This is a genomic window from Bacillus alkalisoli, from assembly GCF_002797415.1.
GTDB classification, from domain to species: domain Bacteria; phylum Bacillota; class Bacilli; order Bacillales; family Bacillaceae_I; genus Bacillus_CD; species Bacillus_CD alkalisoli.
In genome coordinates this window covers 2,965,016-2,991,626 of sequence record NZ_KZ454944.1, presented here as the reverse complement: position 1 = coordinate 2,991,626, position 26,611 = coordinate 2,965,016, and the positions used below count along the sequence as shown (strand labels likewise).

At 34.7% G+C, this 26,611-nt stretch carries 24 protein-coding genes; 20 read left to right on the top strand and 4 right to left on the bottom strand.

Annotation, left to right across the window (positions count from 1 at the left end; translation table 11 throughout):
• The first annotated feature begins 20 nt into the window (after positions 1 to 20).
• The 6 genes from hemY to CDZ89_RS14880 all read left to right on the top strand — a co-directional run bounded on the left by hemY (position 21) and on the right by CDZ89_RS14880 (position 7,887).
• A complete protein-coding gene (gene hemY, locus CDZ89_RS14900; protein ID WP_100333916.1) occupies positions 21 to 1,445 on the top strand; it encodes a protoporphyrinogen oxidase in 1,425 nt (474 codons plus the stop codon).
• Between the two features lie 128 nt (positions 1,446 to 1,573).
• A complete protein-coding gene (locus CDZ89_RS19750) occupies positions 1,574 to 1,741 on the top strand; it encodes a hypothetical protein (RefSeq protein WP_157842751.1) in 168 nt (55 codons plus the stop codon).
• Between the two features lie 288 nt (positions 1,742 to 2,029).
• Complete coding sequence (locus CDZ89_RS14895; protein ID WP_157842750.1) at positions 2,030 to 3,037, top strand: nuclease-related domain-containing protein; 1,008 nt, start codon at positions 2,030 to 2,032, stop codon at positions 3,035 to 3,037.
• A gap of 77 nt (positions 3,038 to 3,114) precedes the next feature.
• A complete protein-coding gene (gene yunB, locus CDZ89_RS14890) occupies positions 3,115 to 3,888 on the top strand; it encodes a sporulation protein YunB (protein ID WP_096155224.1) in 774 nt (257 codons plus the stop codon).
• 158 nt (positions 3,889 to 4,046) lie between these two features.
• Positions 4,047 to 5,057: a LacI family DNA-binding transcriptional regulator gene (locus CDZ89_RS14885; RefSeq protein WP_096155223.1), complete on the top strand. Its 1,011-nt coding sequence runs from the start codon at positions 4,047 to 4,049 to the stop codon at positions 5,055 to 5,057.
• Between the two features lie 274 nt (positions 5,058 to 5,331).
• Positions 5,332 to 7,887 carry an EAL domain-containing protein gene (locus CDZ89_RS14880; RefSeq protein WP_100333914.1) on the top strand — a complete coding sequence of 852 codons (2,556 nt, stop codon included), beginning with the start codon at positions 5,332 to 5,334 and terminating at the stop codon, positions 7,885 to 7,887.
• Positions 7,888 to 7,949: 62 nt separating this feature from the next.
• Here the strand turns inward: CDZ89_RS14880 and yhfH are convergent, their stop codons facing one another.
• Positions 7,950 to 8,078, bottom strand: coding sequence for a protein YhfH (gene yhfH / locus CDZ89_RS14875; protein WP_096155221.1), 129 nt, complete (start codon positions 8,076 to 8,078; stop codon positions 7,950 to 7,952).
• Positions 8,079 to 8,261: 183 nt separating this feature from the next.
• Here yhfH and CDZ89_RS14870 point away from each other — a divergent pair, with 183 nt between their 5' ends.
• From CDZ89_RS14870 to CDZ89_RS14845, 6 genes are all read left to right on the top strand, one after another.
• Positions 8,262 to 9,005: an MBL fold metallo-hydrolase gene (locus CDZ89_RS14870; RefSeq protein WP_100333913.1), complete on the top strand. Its 744-nt coding sequence runs from the start codon at positions 8,262 to 8,264 to the stop codon at positions 9,003 to 9,005.
• A gap of 1 nt (position 9,006) precedes the next feature.
• Positions 9,007 to 9,993, top strand: a complete 987-nt coding sequence (locus CDZ89_RS14865) for a lipoate--protein ligase (RefSeq protein ID WP_096155219.1) — start codon at positions 9,007 to 9,009, stop codon at positions 9,991 to 9,993.
• Positions 9,994 to 10,180: 187 nt separating this feature from the next.
• A complete protein-coding gene (locus tag CDZ89_RS14860; protein WP_100333912.1) occupies positions 10,181 to 11,734 on the top strand; it encodes a fatty acid--CoA ligase family protein in 1,554 nt (517 codons plus the stop codon).
• A 77-nt stretch (positions 11,735 to 11,811) separates the two neighbouring features.
• Positions 11,812 to 12,591 carry an enoyl-CoA hydratase-related protein gene (locus tag CDZ89_RS14855; RefSeq protein ID WP_096155217.1) on the top strand — a complete coding sequence of 260 codons (780 nt, stop codon included), beginning with the start codon at positions 11,812 to 11,814 and terminating at the stop codon, positions 12,589 to 12,591.
• Between the two features lie 140 nt (positions 12,592 to 12,731).
• Positions 12,732 to 13,457, top strand: coding sequence for an AzlC family ABC transporter permease (locus CDZ89_RS14850; RefSeq protein WP_096155216.1), 726 nt, complete (start codon positions 12,732 to 12,734; stop codon positions 13,455 to 13,457).
• Positions 13,450 to 13,758, top strand: a complete 309-nt coding sequence (locus CDZ89_RS14845) for an AzlD domain-containing protein (protein ID WP_096155215.1) — start codon at positions 13,450 to 13,452, stop codon at positions 13,756 to 13,758. Before CDZ89_RS14850 ends, CDZ89_RS14845 begins: the two co-directional genes overlap by 8 nt.
• Before the next feature lie 305 nt (positions 13,759 to 14,063).
• On the opposite strand, the gene CDZ89_RS14840 is transcribed toward CDZ89_RS14845, so the two are convergent.
• Positions 14,064 to 14,654 (bottom strand): SCO family protein, encoded by a 591-nt coding sequence (locus CDZ89_RS14840; protein WP_096155214.1) that lies wholly within the window; start codon positions 14,652 to 14,654, stop codon positions 14,064 to 14,066.
• Positions 14,655 to 14,812: 158 nt separating this feature from the next.
• Between CDZ89_RS14840 and CDZ89_RS14835 the strand changes: the two genes are divergently transcribed.
• Complete coding sequence (locus CDZ89_RS14835; protein ID WP_100333911.1) at positions 14,813 to 16,072, top strand: M48 family metallopeptidase; 1,260 nt, start codon at positions 14,813 to 14,815, stop codon at positions 16,070 to 16,072.
• A gap of 91 nt (positions 16,073 to 16,163) precedes the next feature.
• Here CDZ89_RS14835 and CDZ89_RS14830 read toward each other — a convergent pair whose 3' ends face one another.
• A complete protein-coding gene (locus CDZ89_RS14830) occupies positions 16,164 to 16,409 on the bottom strand; it encodes an IDEAL domain-containing protein (RefSeq protein ID WP_096155212.1) in 246 nt (81 codons plus the stop codon).
• 223 nt (positions 16,410 to 16,632) lie between these two features.
• Between CDZ89_RS14830 and CDZ89_RS14825 the strand changes: the two genes are divergently transcribed.
• Positions 16,633 to 17,205, top strand: coding sequence for a competence protein ComK (locus CDZ89_RS14825; RefSeq protein ID WP_096155211.1), 573 nt, complete (start codon positions 16,633 to 16,635; stop codon positions 17,203 to 17,205).
• A gap of 115 nt (positions 17,206 to 17,320) precedes the next feature.
• The gene (locus tag CDZ89_RS14820; RefSeq protein WP_100333910.1) at positions 17,321 to 18,043 is read left to right on the top strand and encodes a DUF421 domain-containing protein; all 723 of its coding nucleotides are present in this window, start codon (positions 17,321 to 17,323) and stop codon (positions 18,041 to 18,043) included.
• Here the strand turns inward: CDZ89_RS14820 and CDZ89_RS14815 are convergent.
• A complete protein-coding gene (locus CDZ89_RS14815) occupies positions 18,018 to 18,401 on the bottom strand; it encodes a YhjD family protein (RefSeq protein WP_096155210.1) in 384 nt (127 codons plus the stop codon). The genes CDZ89_RS14820 and CDZ89_RS14815 overlap by 26 nt on opposite strands.
• 159 nt (positions 18,402 to 18,560) lie before the next feature.
• Here CDZ89_RS14815 and CDZ89_RS14810 point away from each other — a divergent pair, with 159 nt between their 5' ends.
• From CDZ89_RS14810 to CDZ89_RS14790, 5 genes are all read left to right on the top strand, one after another.
• Complete coding sequence (locus CDZ89_RS14810; protein WP_100333909.1) at positions 18,561 to 20,543, top strand: S9 family peptidase; 1,983 nt, start codon at positions 18,561 to 18,563, stop codon at positions 20,541 to 20,543.
• Positions 20,544 to 20,764: 221 nt separating this feature from the next.
• Positions 20,765 to 21,370, top strand: a complete 606-nt coding sequence (locus tag CDZ89_RS14805; RefSeq protein WP_096155208.1) for a TVP38/TMEM64 family protein — start codon at positions 20,765 to 20,767, stop codon at positions 21,368 to 21,370.
• A 114-nt stretch (positions 21,371 to 21,484) separates the two neighbouring features.
• Positions 21,485 to 22,018: a signal peptidase I gene (gene lepB, locus CDZ89_RS14800; protein ID WP_227521518.1), complete on the top strand. Its 534-nt coding sequence runs from the start codon at positions 21,485 to 21,487 to the stop codon at positions 22,016 to 22,018.
• A gap of 121 nt (positions 22,019 to 22,139) precedes the next feature.
• The gene (locus CDZ89_RS14795) at positions 22,140 to 23,315 is read left to right on the top strand and encodes a thiolase family protein (RefSeq protein WP_100333908.1); all 1,176 of its coding nucleotides are present in this window, start codon (positions 22,140 to 22,142) and stop codon (positions 23,313 to 23,315) included.
• Positions 23,316 to 23,525: 210 nt separating this feature from the next.
• Positions 23,526 to 26,591: an efflux RND transporter permease subunit gene (locus CDZ89_RS14790; RefSeq protein WP_096155206.1), complete on the top strand. Its 3,066-nt coding sequence runs from the start codon at positions 23,526 to 23,528 to the stop codon at positions 26,589 to 26,591.
• The last annotated feature ends 20 nt before the right edge of the window (positions 26,592 to 26,611 follow it).

The window sequence follows — 26,611 nt, the reverse complement described above, 5'->3', positions numbered from 1 at the left end:
TGTTAAAGGCGATGATAAAAATGTTAGAAAACAAAAAAAGAGTCGCCATAGTAGGTGGCGGCATAACTGGGTTAGCCGCCGCTTTCTATTTACAAAAAGAAATGAAAGAAAAAAATTTACCGTTTGAAATTACACTGATTGAGTCGAGCAATCGACTAGGTGGAAAGATTCAAACGTTTAGTAGAGATGGTTATACCATCGAACGAGGACCGGATTCATTTCTAGAGAGAAAACAAAGCGCAAGCAAGCTAATCAGAGATGTAGGACTAGGAGACAAGTTGATTAAAAATGCAACAGGTACTTCTTACATTTTGCTAAAAGGCAAGCTTCATCCAATCCCAGAAGGTGCTGTAATGGGGATCCCTACAAAGCTATCACCATTTATCACAACTGGTTTATTTTCCCCGTTAGGAAAAGTAAGAGCTGCGGCTGACCTTGTATTGCCAAGCGGAAAAGTAGAAGGTGACCAATCACTTGGATCCTTTTTCCGACGCCGCTTAGGTGATGAAGTAGTGGAAAACTTAATAGAGCCATTGTTGTCAGGTATTTATGCTGGAGACATTGACCAGTTAAGCCTTCGCGCTACATTTCCTCAATTTCAGCAAGTCGAGAAAAAATATCGCAGTTTGATATTAGGATTAGGTAAAACGATGCCTAAACCTAAGCAGTCTGGTGGAGTTAATAGTTCACCAAAAAAAGGTATGTTTCAAACACTCTCCTCAGGATTAGAATCGCTAGTCGAAGCTTTAGAAGAAAAGCTAGATTCTGTAACAGTGATGAAGGCGGTTAGAGTTGATCATGTTACAGGAACGGGTCCTTATACGCTTTCTTTAAGCAACGGCGCGAGAATGGAGTTTGATAGTTTGATTGTGACAACCCCGCATCATTCATTAGGAAAGATGTTATCAGGCTTTAATTGGACACCTGCTTTTTCTGAGATGACTTCCACTTCTGTCGCTACGGTCGCAATGGCTTTCGACGAAAATGTATTGAAGGAAAACATAAATGGTACAGGATTTGTTGTTTCCAGGAATAGCGATTACACCATAACAGCTTGTACGTGGACACATAAAAAATGGCCACACTCCGCACCTGCTGGCAAAGTGTTATTACGTGCCTATGTAGGACGTGTTGGAGATGAAGCAATTGTTGATCAAAGTGACGATGAAATTAAACAGGTAGTACTGGATGATTTAAATAAGATAATGTGTATTAATGTCGAGCCCGATTTTACACTAGTGTCTCGCTGGAAAAGTGCAATGCCTCAGTACAATGTTGGCCACAAAGAACGTATTGCCGAGTGGAAGAAAATACTAGATAGTGAATTACCAGGAGTATTCATAGCAGGAAGTTCCTTTGAGGGTTTAGGTCTGCCAGATTGTATTGACCAAGGTGTAGCTGCAGTTCATGAAGTAGTGGAGTTTTTGAGTGAGCGGGAGAATTAGAGTTTTGATGTGTAACCAGTCCTTATTTAGGGCTGGTTTTTTATTTGCATGTAAGGTGATAGTGGGTGAAACACAAACTAATAAGATTGAAACACAACGGAACGAAATTGAAACACAAGAGGAGTGGATTGAAACAGAACAGAATAAAGAATGGAAAGGAAGAAGAAATTGAAACACAAGCGAGGAAGAGTGAAACACAAACTAATAAGATTGAAACACAACGGAACGAAATTGAAACACAAGAGGAGTGGATTGAAACAGAACAGAATAAAGAATGGAAAGGAAGAAGAAATTGAAACACAAACGAGTAAGATTGAAACACAAAGAGGAGTGGATTGAAACAGAGCAGAATAAAGAATGGAAGAGAAGAAGAAATTGAAACACAAACGAGTAAGATTGAAACACAACGCGTCGAGATTGAAACACAAAAGTAATGTTAGGTCTGCCACAGTGCTAACAATATATTAGGAAGCATGGTAATTAGCTTAGGATTTATAAAAATATTAAAATTAGGTAAAAATTAATGAAAAGAATTTAAATTTATTGTAAAATCTCTATGAACATATTTGAAAGGAGAAATAATATTGACAAAACGTACACCCTCAATTCATCTGCAAAAGTTGGAAGCCCTCCATTTTAGAGTTATTGAAAAGCATCCAAATTGCTCTTTAATTGAAAAAGACTATAGAATCAAAAGGTCTGGCTTTAAAGGTGAGCAACAGCTAGATTACTATCTATCATTCGTGCCAGCTAAAATCTGTGAAATACTGCCAGATATTCGTCTGCAAGCTAACGCTAACTTAGAACACTATTTCCAAATGGATACAATATTAAAAACTACAAAATATAATGTAATTTTTGAAACAAAAAATCACACTGGAGAAGTAACTTACAACACACTAACCAACCAATTAACGAGGATAAATGAATTAGGAGAATTAGAAGTTTTTCAAGATCCAATTCAACAAGTTAAAAGGCAAGAACTACAGTATAAAAAATTACTTCAAAGTATGAATCCTCAAACTCAACAGGTACCATTAATCCCACTTATAGTATTTACAAATCCAAATTGCCACATAAAGATTGTTCCTGAAGGAAGCCGATTACCCAAAAATATGATTAAAGCGGAAAGTGTACCATCCAAATTATACGAATTAGAGAAAATGTATAAGCAGGAATTGATTGAAACTAAAGTATTAAGGCAATTAACTAAAAAAGTGTTAAAAAGTAATACACCTTATAATCCAGATATACTAGAAAAATATCATGTAAAAGAGCAAGATTTAATTACAGGTGTATTTTGTCTAAAATGTATAAATGTCAAAATGAGATGGGTGAAAAATTCCTGCTGGAGATGTGAGAACTGCGGTTTTAAAAACAAAAATGCATTCTTAAAAGCTGTTAACGAGATGATTTTACTTTATGGAAACGAAATAACGAACAAACAATTTAGTAATTTCTTAGAAATACCTTCTAGAGTTACATCTTATAGGCATATTACTAATTTAGCTTGTAGTACAATAGGATTTTCGAAGTCTCGAAAATACCTCCTATCCCTCCAAAACCAATACCCAATATTAGCCCAACAGTAAAAATTTGTCCCAACCCCCTTAATCTATTAATCTATTATCCAAGCTCTGAATATACTTAAATACAAAGGGGGAGTATTATGCAGAATCTGAGGAGACGACCACGTGGCCCTTTGCCGCTAAAATATGTATTCTTAATTACATTCGTATTTTTCAATATTTTTACTGTTATCAGTTTATTAGTTATCAATAAAGGAATTGAACCATTCTTAATGAGTATCGCAGAAACAAAAGCTAGACAAATAGCTGCTCAAGCAATTAATGATGCGGTATCCAAAAAAATAACGGATAACATTGATGTAAAAGAATTATTTATCAAAATTGATGGGCAAAATGCTTATATTGTTAACTCACAGGTGGTAAACAGAGTATTATCCGAAACAACGCTTAGAGTACAACGATATTTAGATCTTGTAGAATCGGGAGACTTACAAGAATTAGAGTCGTTCAAAAATGATATAAATATAGATTATGAACAATCAAAAAAACAAAACGGGATTGTTTACTCTATTCCTCTAGGGATGTCTACGGGTATCACGTTATTTTCAAACTTAGGTCCTAAAATTCCAGTAAGATTTGAAATTCTCGGGGACGTCGTTTCACAAGTTGAAACCGTTATTGTGGAACGAGGAATTAATAACACATACTTAGAAGTAAACGTAAATGTTACGGTACAAATGAATGTCATCATACCTTTATTACAAAATCAAATTGAAATTTCCAACCCAGTCAAAATTGGAGATCTACTAGTAATGGGTGAAGTACCGCAGTTTTACCATGGAGGTGGCGGAAACGGTAGTGGTTTTGTTCCAGTCATGGTACCAGATGAAAAAAAAGACGAAGATAACGAGTAAGTTACGAGGCGCCCGCGATTATAGCGAGCGCCTTTTATGATATACGGTTCAAAAAAATTATATTGAAAACACTTTCATTTCCTTTTATACTAGTAATTATGAAAACGATTTCATGTCCTAGTAAATAATGAATCTAAAATAAATAGGTGGGGTGGCTCATGGCGACGATAGAAGATGTAGCAAAACTAGCTGGGTTATCACGTACAACAGTTTCTCGTGTCATCAATAACCACCCGTATGTGGCAGAAAAAAAGCGGGTACAAGTTTTAACTGCAATGAGTGAATTAGGGTATGTTCCAAACTCTTCTGCAAGAAGTTTAAGAAGTCAGCAGACGAAGATGATAGGGTTATTGATTCCTAGGGTGACGAATCCATTTTTTAGCAAACTAATTGAGCAAATGGAGATGGCAGCATCAGACAACGGCTATCAATTAATAGTTTGCCAAACTAGGTATTCTGAGGAACGAGAGTTAGAATATTTAAGTTTACTTAAAACAAGACAAGTAGATGGAATGATTTTATCATCCTTACAAAATGATTGGAAGAAGATTGAACCATTTTTAGAATACGGTCCAATTGTCCTTTGTAACGAGTTTGAAGAGAGAGCTCACGTACCAACTGTTCGTTTTAACCAAACAGATGGCGGCTATATTGCTACAAAGCACTTAGTAGAGCTTGGTCATAAAACAATAGCATATTGTACAGGTGGTTATAAAAGTAATGTAGCGGAGAGTAGAGAAAGAGGCTTCCATAAAGCATTACGAGAACGTAACTTACAGTTCAACAATCAATACTTTTTCAGTGATGCATTCACTATTGAGGATGGAAGAAGAATTTTGCATGATATGTTGAAACTGCCAATTAAGCCCACTGCTGTTTTTACTGGTGGAGATGAAGTTGCAGCGGGCATTGTATCAGAAGCAAAACGATTAGGTATAAATATTCCAGAACAATTAGCGGTAGTTGGTTTTGATAATCAGGCAATTACAGAGCTATTAGACCCTCAGATTACTACGGTCGACCAACCAGTTCAACTAATGGCGAAAAAAGCATTTGATATTATGATTGAAAAAATTCGAACGAAACGTTATACCGATAAAGAAATTTATGAATATGAATTAAATCTTATCGTAAGAAATTCAACTGTTAGGCACGGAGTTTTAATATAATCATATAATTAATATAGATTGCGACTTAGTTTTTCCAAAAATTGAGTCGTTTTTTATTTGTAAAAATGTAGAAATATGTCGATTTCTCCCTGTTATTATGTTACATTATTATTACATAAATAGGTGAAATGAACTGTAAATGAGCCACGTCATAATGCGTTACTACTATTTAAAGATTACATTAACAAGGAAAATTAATAGGTTCATATTGTATTAAACAAACGAATCGTATTTATGAAAATAACTAAAATAATAATTAAAGGTGGAAGTTTTTTTGAAGCCCATTTTTATGAACGATGAGAATCGACAATTTTTTAATATTATACCCTCGATGTTATTTTTAATTGACAAAAATAGAATAATTGTTGATGTGAACCAAATTGGTGCATCTACTTTAGGTTATACGCGTGATGAACTTATTGGGAATGTATCGGATATGTTAGTTTTTGATGAAGACAAAGCTCAAGTAAAGAATAGAATAAACGAAGTATTAAATTCTACCGAAGTCAACAATTCTACGAACCTAGTGTTTAGAAAGAAGAAGAAAGACGAGTCAACATGTTGGGTGCAAGAGCGAATTGTACAGATAAAAGCAGAAGATGGAGAAACGCTGTTTTTATTATCTTGTGAAGACATTACAAGACAAAAAATAGATGAGATTTTATTACAAAAGACAAATCATATACATGAGTTAATTATTAAAGGTAGTGAACTATCTTTGATATTAACAGAAATCATTACTACGGTTGAAAGTATTAATAGAAAAGTAAAAGGTTCTATATTACTATTGAATAGCGATAATACCCTTTACCACGGAGCTGGTCCAAGCCTCAATAAAGAATACATTGATTACATTGATGGAGTAGAAATCGGACTAAATGTTGGTTCATGTGGTACGGCAGCCTATACAAAACAGCGAATTATTGTAGAGGATATAGAAGATAGTATATTATGGAAACCTTATTCCCACAAAGCTATTCAATATAAATTGCGTGCATGCTGGTCTGAACCAATTATAGCCTCTACAGGTGAAGTATTCGGTACGTTTGCTTTATACCAAAGTATTCCTGCTGCACCAACGGAATTAGATATAAAATTAATCGAAACGTTTACGTCATTAGCAAGTCTAGCGATCGAATATAACAAAACAAAAGAAAATTTAATAGTAAGCGAACATCACTTCAAGCCACTTTTTCAAAATAATTTAGACGCAGTTTTTACGTTGGATTTAAATGGGATAATGGTAGATTGCAATCGGTCTATGGAAAAATTAACTGGATATGACAAAGATGAAATTCAAAAAATGCACTTTACTCAATTTATAGACCTAAAAGATATTAATTATACAAGAGATGCTTTCCAGCGAAGTTTGCAAGGAACACCGGTTCAAATAGAATGTCTTATCGTTAGGAAAGATCGTACACAGCGGTTTATAAATGTAACAACAGTGCCAGTTACAATTAGAGGTAATTTAACCAGTGTTTTTGGTATTGCTAAAGATGTGACAGAGCAGAAGAAGAACGAAGACACAATTATAAAAATGGCTTACCATGATTCATTAACTGGTTTACCTAATCGAAGGTTACTTTTGGAAAGGTTAGAGGATACGATAACGCAATCAAACGAAACAAAACTACCTTTCTATGTGATATACATTGATTTAGATCGTTTCAAAAATGTAAATGATTCGCTCGGTCATAAATATGGAGATATGCTCTTAAATGTTATCGCCAACAGAATACTACAATTAGTAGAACCAAATGATACTGTTTCGAGAGTCGGTGGGGACGAGTTTATTATAGTATTGCGTTCTGAATCTTGTATAGATAATGTACTTGCGAAATGCGAGCAACTTTTATCTGAATTAAAAAGACCAATAAAAATTGCTCAACATGATTTAAGAATTACTCCTAGTATTGGTGTTACATCTTACCCTTGTGAAACAGATTGTACTTGTTCAATCGATGTGGAACGAATTTTAAACAGAGCTGATTTAGCAATGTATAAAGCAAAAGCGGAAGGTGGTAATAAGTACCTTCTATATAAAGAGGAAATGGCGGTTGAACGCCAGCGCCATATCCATTTAGACAATTATTTAAGATTTGCATTAGAAAAAGAGGAGCTCTCATTAGCTTATCAACCAATTCTTGAGGTGAAATCGAGGAAAATTGTTGGTGCGGAAGCTCTTTTAAGATGGTATTGTCCAAAACTAGGCCATGTATCACCTGTCCAATTTATTCCAATCGCTGAGGAATCAGGATTTATTGTTGAATTAGGTGAATGGGTTATCCAACAAGTGTGTAAACAACATGCGTATTGGCGAGACGAAATGCAAGTATGCCTTCGCATTGCAGTAAATATTTCCATGCATCAGTTACAAGAAAAAGATTTCTGGATGAATGTTGAGAGAATCTTACGAGAACATCATATAGAGCCGTCTTATCTAGAGGTGGAAGTTACGGAAAGCACAATTATGCAAGATGAGCGAAACGTTCTATGTAATATTAAAGAGTTAAAAAATCTAGGAGTAAAAATATCGATTGATGATTTTGGAACTGGGTATTCTTCTTTAACTTATTTAAAACAGTTTTCCATTGATAGCTTAAAAATTGATAAATCTTTTATTACCGATTTGCCTGAACACAACTTTAACAAAGCGATTACAGATACGATTTGCTCTTTAGCACAAACATTAAACATTCGTTTAATAGCAGAAGGAGTAGAGGAAGAAGCGCAATATAATTATTTAAAACAAATTGGTGTACATGAAGCACAAGGCTATCTGTTTAGCAGGCCTTTGCCAGTTTCAGATTTCACGAAACTATTATAAAAAAGGTTGACCTGGAAAGTTTGGTGTAAATTAGACTTTCCAAGTCAACCTTATTTGTTTTCTTATTTTATTTCTAGACACTTAGAACATGTATTGCCATAACACTCATGTTGTTCTTCCATTTCATCTTCACATTGAGTACAATTTTTTGGAGGTAAATTTCTTAAAAATTCAGACATTTTCACTAACATCTTATCACTTCACCTTCCTGGCTAATTTAAATATATTGTATTATAACAGTACTTGTCCAGTCAATAACTGTTTTACTACAAATCAAAAAATAGTAAAAAGTGATTATAAATTTTCAATATGATAAACTGATATTGTGTGAAGAATTTAATGCTTCAGTTAAAGAAAAAGTGAGGGTGAAGTAAATGAAAGTTACTGTTGTAGGCTTTTGGGGCGGCTACCCTGGAGTAAATAGTGCAACGAGTGGATATATTTTTGAAAGTGATGACTTTCAGTTATTAGTAGACTGTGGTAGTGGTGTATTAGCACAGCTACAAAATTACACGGAGCCAACAAATTTAAATGCAGTGATTCTTTCTCATTATCACCATGATCATGTAGCAGATATTGGCCCGCTTCAATTTGCTCGTCTAATTGCAACTTTTTTAGGTAAAGGTACAGAAACTCTTCCTATTTACGGTCATGGAGATGACAAAGAAGCCTTTGAAAAATTAACTCATAAAAATATTACAAAAAGTATGGATTATAATCCAAACGAAATATTACATATAGGCCCGTTTTCAATAGAATTTTTAAAAACGGCACATCCAGTTGTTTGCTATGCTATGAAAATTAAAACAGGGGATGCAACAGTTGTTTATACAGCAGACTCTAGCTATCTTGACTCGTTTATTCCGTTTACGAAAGATGCGGATTTGTTTATTTGTGAATGTAATTTTTATGCAGCTCAAGATGGTAAAGGGGCTGGCCATATGAATAGTCACGATGCTGCAAAAATTGCCAAAGAGGCTAATGTGCAAAAACTGTTATTAACACACTTACCACACTTTGGTGAACACGAACAATTAGTAACAGAAGCAAAGACACTATATGATGGCGAGGTCAGCTTAGCCCATGCTGGACTCGTTTGGGAGAAAGGAACGATATAATATGTTATTTATCGATAATAAAGGAATTACAGATCCAAGGATAAACTTAGCGATTGAAGAGTTTGCGTTAAAAAACTTACCGATTGAAGACACATACTTACTTTTCTATATAAACGAACCATCTATTATTATTGGCAAAAATCAAAACTCAGTAGAAGAAATTAATACAAAGTATGTAGAAGACAATGGAATACATGTAGTTCGGCGCCTTTCAGGTGGTGGAGCAGTGTACCATGATTTAGGTAATTTGAATTTTAGTTTTATTACAAAAGATGATGGCGAGAGCTTCCATAACTTCAGAAAATTTACGGCACCAGTTATTGAAGCATTAAAGAGCTTAGGAATTAATGCTGAGCTAAGCGGAAGAAATGACATTCTTGTAGAAGGGCGCAAAATTTCAGGAAATGCTCAATTCTCTACTAAAGGTAGAATGTTTAGCCATGGTACATTACTGTTCAACTCCGAAATTGAACATGTTGTTTCTGCGCTTAACGTTAAGAAAGAGAAGATTGAGTCTAAAGGTATAAAATCAATCAGAAGTAGAGTGGCGAATATTAAAGAATTTATGAACGATAATATGACAATTGAGCAGTTCCGCACTCTATTAATACAAGCAATTTTTAAAGGGGAAGAAGTTCCTCACTATACACTAACAGAATCTGATTGGGAAAAGATACACGAGTTGTCTAAAGAACGTTATCAAAACTGGGATTGGAATTACGGTAAATCACCTTCTTTCAACGTACAACATTCTCATCGTTTTCCAGTTGGACAAATAGATATTCGTTTAGAAGTGAAAAAAGGACAAATCGAAAAGTGTAAAATATACGGTGACTTTTTTGGTGTTGGTGATGTTATCGATATCGAAGCAAAACTTCAAGGTGTCAAATACGAAAAATCAGAAATTGAAAACGCCTTGTCCCAACTTGACGTACAACATTATTTTGGAAATGTAACAAAAGAAGAAATTATAGAGTTGATTTATTAATTACAAAGAAGCTGTCTTTAATTTGTAGACAGCTTCTTCTTTATTTCAGAAAAAAGTAGACTGAAAATTAAATATTTACAAACTAATCGGATGACATTTCGAAGTTATTGTCCTATAATGGTAATGGAAGAAAATGAATGATTGTTCATTCAAAAAACTACTATACATATTAAAGGGGAGAAACAGATTGAATATTTCTTCGCAACTTTCGCTAACAGCACAAATGAATCCAATGAAAGAAGCGTATTTATTCGAAGGGGAATCGAAAACTTACGCAGAATTGAATGCAGCTGTAAATGCTTTTGCATCTGGCCTTGAAAAAATGGGAGTAACAAAAGGTGACCACGTTGCGATATTGTTAGGTAACTCACCATATTTTATTGTTGCCATGTATGGAGCAGCTAGATTAGGTGCTACTGTCATACCAGTAAACCCAATTTACACCCCAGATGAAATTAGTTACATCGTGAACGATGGGGATGTAAAAGCAATCGTTACGCTAGACTTACTAGTACCACTGTTTGAAAAACTTCATCATTACTTACCTAAAGTAGAGTCTTACATCATATGTGAAACACCTCAAGGACAAGAAAAATCAAAAGATTTGCCAGTGGAACAGCTAACAGTTTTCCAAAAAATGAAATCGTTTACATCCATACTTGGCGCAGGTAGCTACCAATATGAAGGCCCAGATTTACACGAGGATGATGTAGCCATTATTCTTTACACTTCTGGAACAACTGGGAAGCCAAAAGGAGCTATGTTAACTCACAAAAATTTATATCGCAATGCAAAAGATGTGGCTGATTTTTTAAAAGTGAATGAATCGGATCGTGTTATTGCGACTTTGCCGATGTTCCATGTTTTTTGTTTAACTGTAGCACTTAATGCACCACTTATGAATGGAGCAACAGTTATTATTGTTCCTAGGTTTAGCCCGCAACATATTTTTGAAATAACAAAAAAGCATGAAGCAACTGTATTTGCTGGCGTGCCAACAATGTACAACTTCTTATTGCAACATGAAGGTGTAGACGTTGAAGATTTATCTTCCTTACGTTTATGTATTTCTGGTGGAGCTTCTATGCCTGTTGCTTTATTGAAAAACTTCGAAAAGAAATTCAACGTTATCATTTCTGAAGGGTATGGTCTTTCTGAAGCGGCTCCAGTAACATGCTTTAATCCACTTGATAGACCTCGTAAAGCAGGATCAATTGGTACGAGCATCGTAAATGTGGAAAATAAAGTAGTAAATGAGCTTGGAGAAGAAGTAGCGGTAGGTGAAGTAGGAGAGTTAATTGTATGTGGTCCAAATGTTATGAAAGGCTATTACAATATGCCAGAAGAAACCGCTTATACAATAAAAGAAGGATGGCTATACACAGGGGACATGGCGAAAATGGACGATGAAGGATATTTTTACATTGTCGATCGGAAAAAAGACATGATTATCGTTGGTGGATATAATGTATATCCACGAGAAGTGGAAGAAGTACTTTACAACCATCCAAGTGTAATTGAAGTAGCCGTAGTTGGTGTACCTGATGCAAACTTAGGGGAAGCGGTAAAATGTTTCATAGTAACAAAAGAAACTATTACAGAAGAAGAACTTATCACTTACTGTAGAGAATATTTAGCGAAATATAAGCTACCTTCATCTATTGAGTTCTTAGATGAACTTCCGAAAAATACGACAGGTAAAATTTTGCGCAGAGCGTTAAAAGAAAAACTAGGAGTCTAGTTTTTGCAGGAAAAAACAACTCCTTAGAGAATATAAAAAAAGACGTGTAAACGCTAACAATCTCAAGGAGGATAAAAATGAATTATATCAACTTAGAAATTAATAATTATATTGCCACTGTTACGCTTAACCGCCCTGAAGCGATGAATGCGTTTAATTATGATATGTTAGTCAAGTTAGGGGAAGTAGCAGACGAATTAAGAACGAATAGTGATGTACGTGTTGTGGTAATTACTGCTGCAGGAGACAAAGCTTTTAGTGTTGGAGCAGACTTGAAAGAAAGAAGAACGTTAACAGAAGCACAAGTTCGCCGGAATGTATTTAAAATAGGTGATGTATTTAATAGAATTGCAACGCTTCCTCAACCGACAATTGCCGCTATTAATGGATATGCTTTTGGTGGAGGAATGGAACTACTACTAGCATGTGATTTCCGCATTGCTGCACATGATGTGAAAATGGGCTTAACAGAAACTAGCCTAGCTATCATTCCAGGTGCGGGTGGCACGCAACGCCTACCTCGCATCGTTGGAGAAGCGAAAGCGATGGAGCTTATTCTTACGGCAAGAAGATTTACTGCGAAAGAAGCATACGATTGGGGGCTAATTACAAGACTAGTAGAAGAGCCTTCCCTAGTTTTAATAGAAGCATATGAGTTTGCTGGAGAAATTTCTAAAAATGGCCCACTAGCGGTTCAACAAGCGAAGTTTGCGATAAGACAAGGGATGAGCGTTGACGTACAAACTGGTTTACAAATAGAAAGAAAAGCATATGAGGTCATTATCCCAACCGAAGACCGTGTAGAGGCACTTGTCGCTTTTCAAGAGAAAAGAGCGCCACAATTTAAAGGAAAATAGAAGAATACTAGTAAAAGAGAGCAAACCTGAATGAAAAACAGGTTTGCTCTTTTTACGGTTATCGAAATAATTTTATTTACATTCTTCCTATAACACTAGTATATTATTTATAAAACAAACACTAGTCAGGGGGAGTGTGAATGGCTACAACCGTTGTTTCACATCATGTCACGCCTTTTCGAAAAGGTGTTCAAGCAGGACTTGCCATTGCAATAGGGTACATTCCGATAGCCATTACATTTGGGCTTTTAGCAAAATCAGTTGGATTAACAGCAACAGAAACAGTGATGATGAGCTTATTCGTTTTTGCTGGTGCTGCACAATACATGTCATTAAACATGTTAGCGCTAGGGCTTGGCACGTTTGAAATTGTGTTAACAACATTTATTTTAAACATCCGCCATTTTTTAATGAGTACCACTCTAAACGAAAAAGTAGAAGAAGATTCCCTTTGGAAAAAAGCATTATATTCTTTTGGTATAACGGACGAAACATTTTCCGTCGCAGCTACAAAAGAAGGTACTATTCAAACAGGATACATGTTTGGTGTTATTACGGTTTCCTTTTCTAGTTGGGTAATTAGTTCAGGAGTGGGCCATGTAATAGGAAGTGGCTTACCGTCTACTTTACAAGAAAGTATGTCTATTGCTTTATATGCAATGTTTGTCGGACTGTTAGTACCTTCGTTAAAAAAACATCGTAAAATAGTCGTGTTAGCTGGGACGGCAGCGGTGTTAAATACTTTCTTTCTGCATATAGTACAATTACAACAAGGATGGGCTATTATTTGTGCAACGATTATAAGTGCGGTTGGAGTAGAGTTTCTCTTTCAACGTTTCCAAAAGGGGGCGATAGCAAATGAATAGCACAATTGTCATCTTAATAATTGGTATGGCAGTAGTAACATATTTGCCTAGACTTATACCATTTGTCATGTTCAAAGGAAAAGAATTGCCGCCATTTTTGCAAGCTGTTTTGAAGAATGTCCCTTATGCTATACTGGGAGCTTTAATTGTTCCGAGTGTTTTTTATATAAATGATGATATTATGTTTGGAATTATTGGCCTTGCAACTGCGTTTGTTGTGGCATACATAGGAGCTAATGTTATTTTCGTTGTTTTAAGTGCTATTGTTGCGCTAACTATCTATTCTTGGATATTAGGTTAAAAAAATGAGCCAAAACACATTAAGGCGCTTTGACTCATTTTTAAAAAGCTATTTGTTTGTATTAATTTCATAAGGCTCTTTTCTAAAAGATTGTTGATTTTGGATATATATTCTATCCGTTCCTTTTCGCTGCAGGAACCTGCTTTCCGCGGGGAGCGACGGGAGCCTCCTCGGCGGTAACCGCCTGTGGGGTCTCCCGCTTCGCTCTATGTCCCGCAGGAGTCAGGTTCCTTCCGCTCCAATCCACTCAAGGTTTTTAATTATTTGCATAACAACAAGCTTTGCAAAAATAGCCTTTTTATCAACTATTTATTTAGTAATTTTTGAATTCTATTAAATATCTTTTCTTTATCAAAACCGTTATCCCCCATACCATAAACAGCTACAACATTGTTTTGTTGATCAAGCAAGTAAGTGGACGAAGTGTGAGTAATCATTCCGTTTCCGGGATCTTGATAGTAGTAATCAAATGAACGGGTTAAAAGTTCGATCTCACTTGCTTCTGCACGAAGTACTTTCCAACCGTCGTTTGTATCAATATTAAATGTTTCTGAGTATTCCATTAAAACTTCTTTTGTATCTCTTCTAGGATCTATTGTAATAATTAAAAATTCTACTTCTTCATTTGTAATGCCAGACTCACGTAAATCAGCTTTTAAATCTTTCATGTGCAATGTAGTTGTTGGGCAAATATAAGGGCATTTTGTGTAAATAAATTCAATAAATCGCACCTTTTTAGGAGCGCTATCAAATGAAAAAGTATCACCATCAATAGACTCCAGGACAATATTCTCAGGAATCTCCATGGCACTCACTTTATGAACTGAAAAATAATATATCCCAAAACTAACACCTAACATAATAATAAATGCACTAAAAGCAATCCAATTTTTCATTATCTTTTCACCTCAATGTTAATATCATTTTGACGTTGTGTATATTTCTATAATATAGGAGACTAAAGATGTGTAATATAGGATTTATAAGAAAAGAATGAACATTGTATGAATGCCACGTTTAGCACTATAACTATAGTGAAAAAGGGGGAAGTTATTTGAAAAAGATAATAGTTTCCATTATTGGTGCTTACATCGTTTACGCAGTCGTAATGTACATTTATTTATCCTTACCAGGCGTAGGTGACTTACCAGAACATTTAATTGGTACAAGGGCAGATCCTGCCACATTTTTAACAACCGAGCAATTATTTATGTCACAAGAATATTCTAAAGTACGCAATTTTCTTTATTTCTTATCTGTGCCTTTTGAATGGATTGTCTACTTTATTTTACTAATTACTGGCGTTGGCCGATTATTTCAACATATGGCCGAAAAATCGACGAGACGTAATTGGATACAAGCGGGAATTTATGTTTTCTTTCTTTCACTCTTAGTAACACTTGTAAGTTTCCCTTTAAAGGTTGTCCGTTATTTTTTAGCAAAACAGTACAATATTTTGGTGCAATCCTTTCCACATTGGATGCGGGATCAATTTATAAGTTTTTTGGAAGGTTTTATTTTACTTTGGATTGTTGTTTTAGTCGTTTATTTTGTGATAAGAAAGTTTCGTACATATTGGTGGGTTATCACATGGTTACTGTTTATTCCGTTTATCTTTTTCTTTATGTATATTCAACCTATCTTTATAGATCCTTTATATAATGACTTTTACCCTCTACAAGATAAACAATTAGAAGCGGAAATTTTGAACCTTGCCGAGCAAGCGAACGTTCCAGCTGATAGAGTGTTTGAGGTAAATATGTCTGAGAAAACAAATGCAATAAATGCGTATGTAACAGGGGTGGGAGGTAACTCTAGGATTGTGTTATGGGACACGTTGTTGCAAAACTTAACGAAGGAAGAAATATTATTTATTATGGCACATGAAATTGGCCATTACGACATGAATCATGTAACGATAGGTGTTTTTGGATATGTTATTTTTTCACTACTTGCCTTCTTCCTTATCAATCTCGTTGTAACAATGGTAATTACAAAATGGGGTCTTTTAATTCATATTAAAGATAGAAGGGAATACGCATCTTTACCTCTGTTTATATTAGCTTTTTCTATACTACTGTTTGTCGTTAGTCCGATAACAAATTATATTTCAAGACATCAAGAACATACGGCAGATGTGTATGCTATTGAACTTACAAACAATACTGATGCAGCAATAGGTGCATTTCAAGAGCTAACAAAAGCTAGCTTGAGTGAAGTAAATCCGCCCCGCTTAATTAAGATATTTCGATATACGCATCCTCCAATGGCAGATCGTATTCATTACTTAGAAACATATAGAAGAGAAGAGTAGTAAAACAGAAAAAAGACCCAAGCCTGTAAATATGAATACAGGATTGGTCTTTTTTACGTACCTGGAATGATTGTAAATAGTTGAATTGAAATTAGTTGTTGGACCATTGGGTTAAAAAGTGATTATATTCTTTGGATAGGGAGAGAAATAGAGTACGATTATTGGAGTCTAATGCGGAATCAATTTTTGATTGAAGTTTATTTTTTCGATAAAGGAATAGGGATTCATCTAATATCATTTGTACGTAGACGTTCATCACATAGTTTTCGGGGGAACTCTTTTTTGCTTGTTGTTTTTTTAGTTTCATCAACTCTGTATAAGACTTTTCATTTTTCACAAGTCTTCACCTCTAATACCTTTTTCTTATTATATGGATTTAATTTTATAAAAACAACAATTTTTAAAATATTCTGATAAAAATATTTTGTTAGCCAATATCCAATCTCATTCGACAATAATTTCTTTTATTTCAAAAAATTCTAACAATATATGTACTTTTATAGCAAAATTTGCTATAATCCATCTTGAAATTACATAATTTTCAAATGGGAGGGGTTTAAATGTCGTATTTTCGTAAGTTTTCTGATTACAAAATTACTGCGCAAACAATGGCAATTTTTCCTTTCGTAGAAAAGGATACGATTATTTCACGTATATTAGAAGTTAATAGAGAATTGTTTGTTTCACTTACACCACAAGAACTATTAAATTCAGGTTGTTTGTTCTATGGTTCCAGTTATAGTGGAAGAAAAGAGGCTTCTAAATATATTGCAGCAATTCAATATAAAGTTCCTATTATAATGGATAGCTCAAAAGGAATGTATTTTTTCCCTACTACATCTCCATCTAAAGAAGAATGTATTTGGATTTCCGAACCGCATGTGTTGACCCAAGAAAAGCAATCACGGCTAGGGACATTAGTCACATTTGTAAACGGAATTAATGAAGTAGTACCTGTTTCCTTAAGTTCTTTTAAGAAACAAGTAGAAAAAACAGTCTACCTACGTTCTAAATATGAACAGAACATGAAAATGTTAAATGATACTACAAATAAACTAGTTAGCGAACCTGTTTGGTTATATGAGTTTAGTACACATAGTAGTAATAAAGATCGTATGATAAAAAAGAAATAATCCTTTTCTGAGTGCACAATTATATATTGTGTGCTCCTTTTGTTAAAGAAACTATTTTTAAAGATGAATAGCTTTTTCCTTCTTGAAAAACATATAAAGAAGGAGGTTGTTTATTTTGGAACTTTTGTTTGACTTGTTAAAGGTCTTATTTAGGATTTTTACTATTCTGCCATTAACTTTAATATTGGCACTATATATGGGAAAACGGTCAGTAGGAGAACTACCAGTTTTTGATTTTTTAGTTATTATTACGCTTGGTGCAGTTGTTGGAGCAGATATAGCCGACCCTAGTATTCATCACTTGCATACAGTCGGGGCTATTATTGCTATTGCAATCTTACAAAAGTTTATTGCTTGGTGGAAGATTAAAAGTCGTCGAGTTGGTAGGTTTTTAACTTTTGAGCCAACATTAGTAATTTATAACGGTCAATTTCATGTGGAAAACATGCGGAAAATTAGTTATTCTATCGATAACATTTTACAAATGTTAAGACAAAAAGAAGTGTTTCATGTATCAGACGTCCAATTCGCCTTTATTGAAGCAAATGGTGAACTGTCTGTAAAAGTAAAACTAGAAAAAGAACATGCAAGAATAGAGCATATTCAATTGAATCCAAAAAACACTGGAGTAGAAATTCCAGTCATCATTGACGGCAAGCTTTATGTGGAAGCTTTAGAATTCCAAGGATTGAACGAAGCATGGTTGCGTGAAGAGCTTTTAAAAAGGAAGATTGCTAAAATGTCTGATGTTTTTTATGCGGCGGTGAATGCCCAAAACAAGTTACACATCTCGTTAAAAGAGCAAACTCCGCCTAAGTCTGTTCCAATTTTTCATTAACCATATATCTGTTTGTAAATGCTTGAATCAACATATCGTTAACTTTGTTACGAATGCGAGGATTAAAATAATTATGATGTTCTTCGTAACCATTAAATAAAAAGGCGTACAAAGTAAATGATTCATCCTGGTTAAGTTTATGGAGTTTCATGTTCTGTTTTTGCATAGCGCTTTTTACGGTTTGAAGTTGTAACTGTATTCTTTTTAATAAAAGGTCTATTAGTTGAACGTATGGATCTTTTAATTTAATTTTACTATCTTTAATTGCTACCAAATCACGTTCAAGAATGATAATTAGTAAAGGTAAGTAAATAGCCTGTTCAAACAAGGCGATTTGTTCATTAGATAATCTTGTCATTGTTCACACACTCCTCTCAACTAAAGAACGTTTGTTCGTATGATTATTTTATACGAACTTCTTTTATTTATGCAACTATTTTTGAAAAAATATATAAAAGGATTTTTAATTCGTTTGTTGAACTAAATAACGTAACAAAGAAGAGGAGATGAGTTACATATGACGAGGAAACGTAAGGTTGTGTCTCAAGATTTGTTTCAATTAAAGTCAGTTATAGATCCGCAATGGCATACAAGTACAGAAAAATATGCTTATGTTCAAACACATATAAACGAAGAGGATAATAAATACATTTCGAACATATACGTAGGGGTGATAGGAGGAAAAGTTACTCCATACACATTTGGTGAATATCGTAATCACGCTCCAAGATGGTCGCCATGTGGGGAAAAATTAGCGTTTGTATCAACTCGAAACGACAAGTCACAAATCTACACACTAAATGTTAATGGTGGAGAAGCAGAACAGCTTACATACTGTCCAAATGGAGCATCAAATCCAGTGTGGTCACCATGTGGTAATCAATTGCTGTTTTCCACTTCGGTTACACCTGAAGATGACTTAACTGGAAAAGCAACAAAAAAAGAAGAAAAGAAAAAGCCAGAGCCATTAGTAGTGGATCGTTTAATATATAAATCGGATGCAAAAGGGTTCATTGATGAAAAAAATGATCACCTAGCCTTGATTAATTTACATACAAAAGAAGTTACTCTACTAACTGAGGGAAATCGTGACCACGGAAGTGCTGTTTTCTCACCTTATGGAAAACATGTAGCATATGTAACAAACCAAGAAGACGATCCAGATACATCTCTCGTAACAGACGTATTTATAATGAATATTTCAAGTAAAGAGACAAAGAAAATAACCAATAGTAACGGTTTTTTCTCTACTATTTCATGGTCTCCAAATGGAGAAAAGCTAGGGTTCTTAGGACACGAAAAAGAGTTCGATAGTGCAACCTTAACGAGAGTCTGGGTATATGATGTGAATGCAGAGAGCCTTCAATGTTTAAGTGGAAGTTTAGATATTGAAGTTGGAAATGTAGCAATTGGTGATCTTCATTCAGGTACAGTTAATCCAGGTCTTATATGGACAGAAGACAGTGAAGGATTTTATTTTTTAGTTAGTGATCAAGGTAGCACTGGCCTGTATTACGGTTCTCTTGATGGAGCTATGTATCCAATTGTTTTAGAACAAGAAAATATATACGGAATTACAATGAAAACTTCTAGTCATGAGGCAATCATAGCAACTAGTACACCTGTAAGCCCAGGCGAACTTTATCATTTAAATTTAGCTAGCCAAACGAGAACACAGTTAACGAACGTAAATGAAGAGTGGTTAAAAGAAGTAGAGATAAGTTCAGCCGAGTCATTTACATTTCATGCTCCTGACGGATGGGAAGTACAAGGTTGGATAATGAAGCCAGTCGGTTTTAAGGAAGGGGAAAAATATCCTTTAATATTAGAAATTCATGGTGGTCCGCATGCAATGTATGCCAACACTTATTTTCATGAGTTTCAAGTATTAACTTCACAGGGGTTCGCAGTATTATTCACGAACCCTCGTGGAAGTCATGGATATGGACAAACATTTGTAGACGCTGTAAGAGGAGATTATGGAGGGAAAGATTATTTAGATGTAATGAGTGCGGTTGATTACGCATTAGAAAACTTTGATTGGATTGATGAAAATAAGTTAGGTGTTACAGGAGGAAGTTACGGTGGGTTTATGACTAACTGGATTGTTGGTCATAGTGACCGTTTTAAAGCAGCTGTAACGCAAAGATCCATTTCAAACTGGATTAGTTTTTATGGAGTTAGTGACATTGGGTATTATTTCTCAGAATGGGAAGTTGGAGGAGATATGGGAGAGAAGATGGAAAAGCTTTGGAATCACTCCCCGTTAAAATACGTAAATAATATAAACACTCCATTATTAATTTTACATGGTGAGAGAGACTACAGATGTCCTATTGAACAAGCAGAACAACTGTTTATTACATTAAAAAGACAAGGGAAAACAACAAAATTTGTGCGCTTTCCAGGTGCAAACCATGAATTATCAAGAAGTGGTGACCCAGCACTCAGAATTCATCGCCTAGAATATATTAAAGACTGGTTTGTTTCATATTTATAAAATTAAGGTATAAAAGAAGTGACGCTTTACTTAGTAAAGCGCCACTTCTTTTTAGGTAAAATCTAAGATGTACTAATTATAATTTGTAAGATTGTTATTTTTATGTATCAATATTGTAAAATTATGACTTATTCTACTAAATATGATACTATTTCATATAAATAAGTCCGTTTCATAAAATATACTGATAAACGAATACATAATAGGAGATAAAGCCCTAAATGGAATATATTACTTTACTTAAAGAATGGCTTACACTTGAACATTTATTAGAAGTTCTACAAGAATATAAATCGTTTGGACCCATTCCAGGATTTTTACTTGTCATTTTGGAAGCTTTTTTACCGTTCTTACCTTTGATTGTAATCGTTTTGACAAATGCCGCTGCTTTTGGCTTATGGTATGGGTTTCTCATATCATGGAGCGGTTCTGTGGTTGGAGCTACTATTGTATTTCTATTAATAAGAAGACTACAAAATAAAAGTTGGATGCAGAAGTTTTTGAAGAGAGAAAATGTTCAAAAGACGATGAGTTGGGTGGAGCGACACGGTTTCGCACCAATATTTTTATTGTTTTGTTTCCCTTTTTCTCCATCATTCTTAATAAATGCAGTAGCTGCCTTATCAAAAATGAAGTTCCATTCGTTTTTACTTGCGCTAACAGCAGGGAAAATGGTCATGATATTCTCCATTAGTTATGTTGGCTATGATATTGTTTCTTTCATAAGTAAACCAACCAAAACAATAATCGTCATATGTGTCATGCTATTGTTGTGGTACATAGGAAAAAGAATAGAGAATCGATTACAAACAGTTGAAAATAACTGAGAATGTATTTATGAAGATAATTCCATTAACTTTCCTTCAAAAAAATGTAGTCAGATAATTGAGAAAATGGTACAGTAATAGTAATAAAGAACTAAACCTTGGGGGAGTGTCTAGGTGGAAGTAAAACATCAAAGAACTAGCCTATCTAGATGGAAAATGGTTTTTATTTGTTTACTAGTAATCATAACTTTTCGAGTAATTTTTATATCTAATTACATTGTAGAAGGTCATTCCATGAATCCTACATTAAGTGATGGGCATTATGTTAGCGTAAATACATTAATCTACACATTTCAAAAGCCAGAACGGTTTGATATTGTTGTTTTTCAACAAGGAATACAAAAGCTAACCTTCGTCAAAAGAGTAGTAGGACTTCCAGGTGAAAAGTTAGAATATAAAAATGATACTTTGTATATAAATGATGAGCCTGTTCATGAAAATTTTCTGAAAGATGTTAGTAAAAATGTTGTAATAGGTAATTTTACTGGTGATTTTTCATTAAAAGAATTAACAGGAAAAGAAAGAGTACCAAAAGGACATGTTTTTGTTGTAGGTGATAATCGTCTAGGAAGCTTTGACAGCAGACACTTTGGGTTTGTGAAAATTGAAGATTTAATAGGGAAAGCGAATATACGAACTTGGCGTTAACAATGATGAAAGAATAATGATGAAGATTTGTCTTCATGGTTATTCTTTTTCTTTTTGAATAATATCATGGTAAAATTAGTTAGAAGATTATGAATTATTTAGAGGTGAAGGGGGAAAAGTGATGCGTAATGTTGTAATTGTAGCTGCCAAAAGAACGCCAGTTGGGGCTTTCGGTGGCGCATTTCAAAGATTGCTACCAACCGATTTAGTAGTACCTGTTATGGAAGCTGTTATTCAAGAAAGTGGTTTGGATAAATCGGATATACAAGAGGTTATATTAGGGCAGTGTATTCAAAGAACAGATCAACCTAATACAGCTAGAACGGCAAGCTTACTAGCAGGGTTACCTCCTGAAACGACAGGTTTTACGATTCAACGCCAATGTGCATCAGGACTTCAAGCAATCCTTACTGGTGCGATGCAAATTCAAACAGGGCTAAATGATGTAGTAATTGCTGGTGGTGTGGAAGCGATGAGCACAAGCCCTTACATACTGAAAGAACAAAGATGGGGAGCAAGGCTACAACACTCGCAAATTTACGACAGCGTTTGGGAAGTATTAGAAGATCCAATTCATCACATTATGATGGGAGAAACTGCAGAAATACTAGCAGAAAAATATGAGATTACAAGAGAAGAACAAGACAATCTAGCACTTCTCGGTCATGAAAGGGCAATAGCTGCGCAAACTAAAGGATACTTTGATGAGCAAGTAGTTCCTATTACAATAAAAGAGAGAAAAGAAGAAAAGAAGATAACGTTAGATGAAGGACCTAAAAGCAATATTTCTCTAGAAAAATTACAATCATTGCGACCAGCTTTTCGAAAAGATGGAACAGTAACTGCTGGGAATGCTTCAAGTTTAAATGATGGAGCGGCCTGCGTTGTGTTAATGGCAGAAGAGGTGGCAAAAGAAAAAGGTATAAAGCCACTAGCTGTTATTAAAGGGTTCCATGTCTCTGGAGTAGATCCGAAAGAAATGGGAATTGGTCCAGTGCCGGCAATTCGCCAAACATTGCAAAAGACGAATAGCAATCTTGAAGATATTGATTTATTCGAAATAAACGAAGCATTTGCAGCCCAATACATCGCAGTAGAAAAAGAATTAAAACTTGATCGAAACAAAGTAAATGTCAATGGAAGCGGAATAAGCCTAGGCCACCCTGTAGGTTGCACAGGAACTAGAATAGTAGTTAGCCTAATTCATGAACTAAAAAGAAGACAACTAAAAAAAGGTATTGCATCCTTATGCGTCGGCGGAGGCATGGGTGCAGCATTATTATTAGAAATAAAATAGAAAAGTTTAGGGTTTTTGCGAATTGCTTTAGGTTGTTAGCAATTCGCTTTTTTATGCTTTGTTAAAGTTAATTTTGAATTCTCAGAAAATCAACAACGGTGTATAACAAGTCTTATTTTAGAGAGCTGAAAGTTGCACATTCACGATTAAAGGGGCTATTCTGTGATTAGAATAGAAAAATATAGTCACAATTGAATGGAGGAAACAAGTGTGTTCGACGCGCTTATTAAAAAACCAAAAGTAACATTAATCTTTTTAACGTTACTACTAGTAGTTGGTTTATTAACATATTTTCAACTTTCTAAACGAGAAGTTCCAGAAATCACTATCAATGTAGGAACGATTACAACAGTTTATCCTGGTGCTGAACCAGAAGTAGTGGAAAGTGACATCACCTTTCCTTTAGAAGATGTACTATTATCCATTGATGGAATACAATCCATTTCATCTGTTTCAGGTGTAGGAATATCTAATATTGTACTAGAATTACAAGATTCTGCTAATAGAAATGAAGTTTTCTCCTTCGTTCGCCAAGCAGTATCTGACGTAAGTAGAGCTTTTCCAGAAAATGCTTTTGAACCAGTAGTGAACTCAGATATTCAAATGGGTGTATTATCTTCCTATCATATTTTACATAATGATCGAACTAGGTTGTTACAATTAGACGATCAACTTCTTTCATGGGTAAAGGAACTTGAGAAAATTAATGGTGTTCGTAAAGTTTCTATTAAAGGACTTGAGACAGAAAGTTTCTTCTTAACGCTTGATTCAGAAAAAATGGCTGAAAATGAAGTGATTTTACCTGATGTCATACAAGCAATTCAAAATGAATTGGAAGTAACCCCATTAGGGCTCAAAGAAGTTAATAATAAAAATGTCCAACTTTCTATGGAACATATAAATAAATTAGATGAAGTAGAAAATGTTTTTGTTAAAAGGTTAGATACTGAAACAGACGTTTATATTCGTGATATCGCTACACTTAATTCAGTACAAACTGAACGAACAGACCTTGTATTATATAACGGAACTCCAGCCGTTACCGTAACCATTATGCAAGAAAAAGGTGTCGATATTCCGAGGTTACATCGTCAAGTAGATGATAAAGTACAACAACTATCTACAGCTCTACCGAGTGATGTAAATTTAGAAATGTACTATACACAAAATAATATTGTAGGAAAAATATTTAAAGATTTAGGAATTTCCTTTTTAATATCTATTTTTGCCGTAGTTATTATTACTTTCTTCGGATTAAATGCAATTTCTGCTTTGTTAGTTGCCATTTCGATTCCGGTTTCCATTGCACTTGGACTTATTCCATTGCCTTACACTGGAGTGGATTTAAATCAAATTTCTATTATCGGAATGATTATTGCGCTTGGGATATTAGTTGATGACGCTATTGTTGTAAATGATAATATTCAACGACGATATCAGTTAGGTGATAGCTCTTTACAAGGAGCACTTACTGGAACGAAAGAAGTACGTGTATCTATTATTACGTCTACTTTAGCGATTGTCTTTACGTTCTTACCATTAACATTTATTTCTGGAGCAAACGGTGCATTTATTTCCGCCTTACCTACCGTCTTAATCGCAACGATTATTGCGTCCACAATAGTAGCCTTAACGGTAGTTCCAATTTTCTTAACATGGCGTCATAGCCGATCTGTTAAGAAAAATAAAAAATTAAACGATGGTGTCCTTGGGAATCAATTTAGAAGAGTTAGTGAATGGTATAGTGATAAAGTCTTAACGAGAATTATTAAAAAACCATTATTAACCGGCTTTGCTGTCTTACTATTTTGTACAGCATCATACGCATTAGTTCCATTTATCCCAGTGGTATTTTTCCCGAGTGCTGACCGTGAAGAATTGACAGTATCGGTAACATATCCTGCTGGTACGACATTAACGCAAACAGAAACGAATTTACGCGAGATGGAAAGTTCTCTGCTTCAAGATGATGCAATCTATGAAACGACTATCTTTGCTGGAAAAGGTGAACCAGGAATCTTTGGAAGTGTTTTATCGAATGCAAGTGAAAATACAGGTCAAATAGTGGTTAGATTAGATAGAGACATTCAAAGTGCTGAAGCAACAATTGCAATCTGGCGAGATAAGTTAAGAGCAGAATTTCCAGAAGCAGTTATCATGCTCTCTACCATTGAAGCAGGTCCACCTGTTGGCGCACCAATTGCTTTAACTGTAAAGGGAGACAATATTGATCAACTTATTAATGTAGTAAATGAATTAAAAAAAGACATCTCCAAACTTGAAGGCAGTGGAGCTGTAATTGATGATGTTGGAAGTCCTTTACCTACAGTCGTATATGTACCTAATCGTGATATGTTACGACAACACGGTATTACTGTACAAGAGATTAGTAATCAAATTAGATTAGTAACAGAAGGTATTCCGATAGGTTCTTATAATACGAAAGAAACGGAAAGAGAGTTATTAACTATAATTCAAGATGGAGTTCTCGCTGGAAAATCCATTAATTTATCGACACTCGAACTTCCGAGTAAATCAGAACAAACGGAATTCGGTGCACCAGTATTGGTACCTTTAAATGAATTAGTAACAGCTGAAGAGGAAGAAAGACTACCGTTAATTCCGCATAAAGACGGGGAGAGAACGGTAACAGTTAGAGTATATCCAGGTGAAGAAAATAAACCAACATTAGAAACACAAGTAAACGACATCATTACAAACTATGTTTCAGATGAGATTTCCATTTCTGTTGGTGGAGAATCGTCGGCTAGAGCGGACTTTTTCATAGAAATTGGAAAGTTGTTTTTAATTGTAATATTCCTTATTTACATTCTAATGGTCGTTCAATTCAATTCCTTAAGAATTCCATTACTCATTATGAGTACAGTGTATTTAGCTGTTTCTGGTGCAGTAATTGGCTTATTCCTTACTCAGACTGGTTTAGGTTTTATGGCCATGATGGGAATTGTTTCATTAGCAGGTATTGTTGTTCGAAACGCTACTGTATTTATTGAATTCATGGAACAAAGGTTAAAGGAAGGTGCCACTTTATCAGAGGCTGTACTCGAGTCTGGTAAAGCGAGATTACGTCCGGTAGTCTTAACTGCCTTTACGTCTATTGCAGCGTTGTTACCAATAGCGTTCAGTGGAGATGTTTTATTTACTCCACTAGCAATTTCCATTATATCTGGAATATTCTTTTCTACATTCTTTACTTTATTATTCGTTCCAGCTTTCTATACAGTATTAAAACGAAACAAAGTTAAGGCTTTATAAATAACGAAAAAGCATGGGAC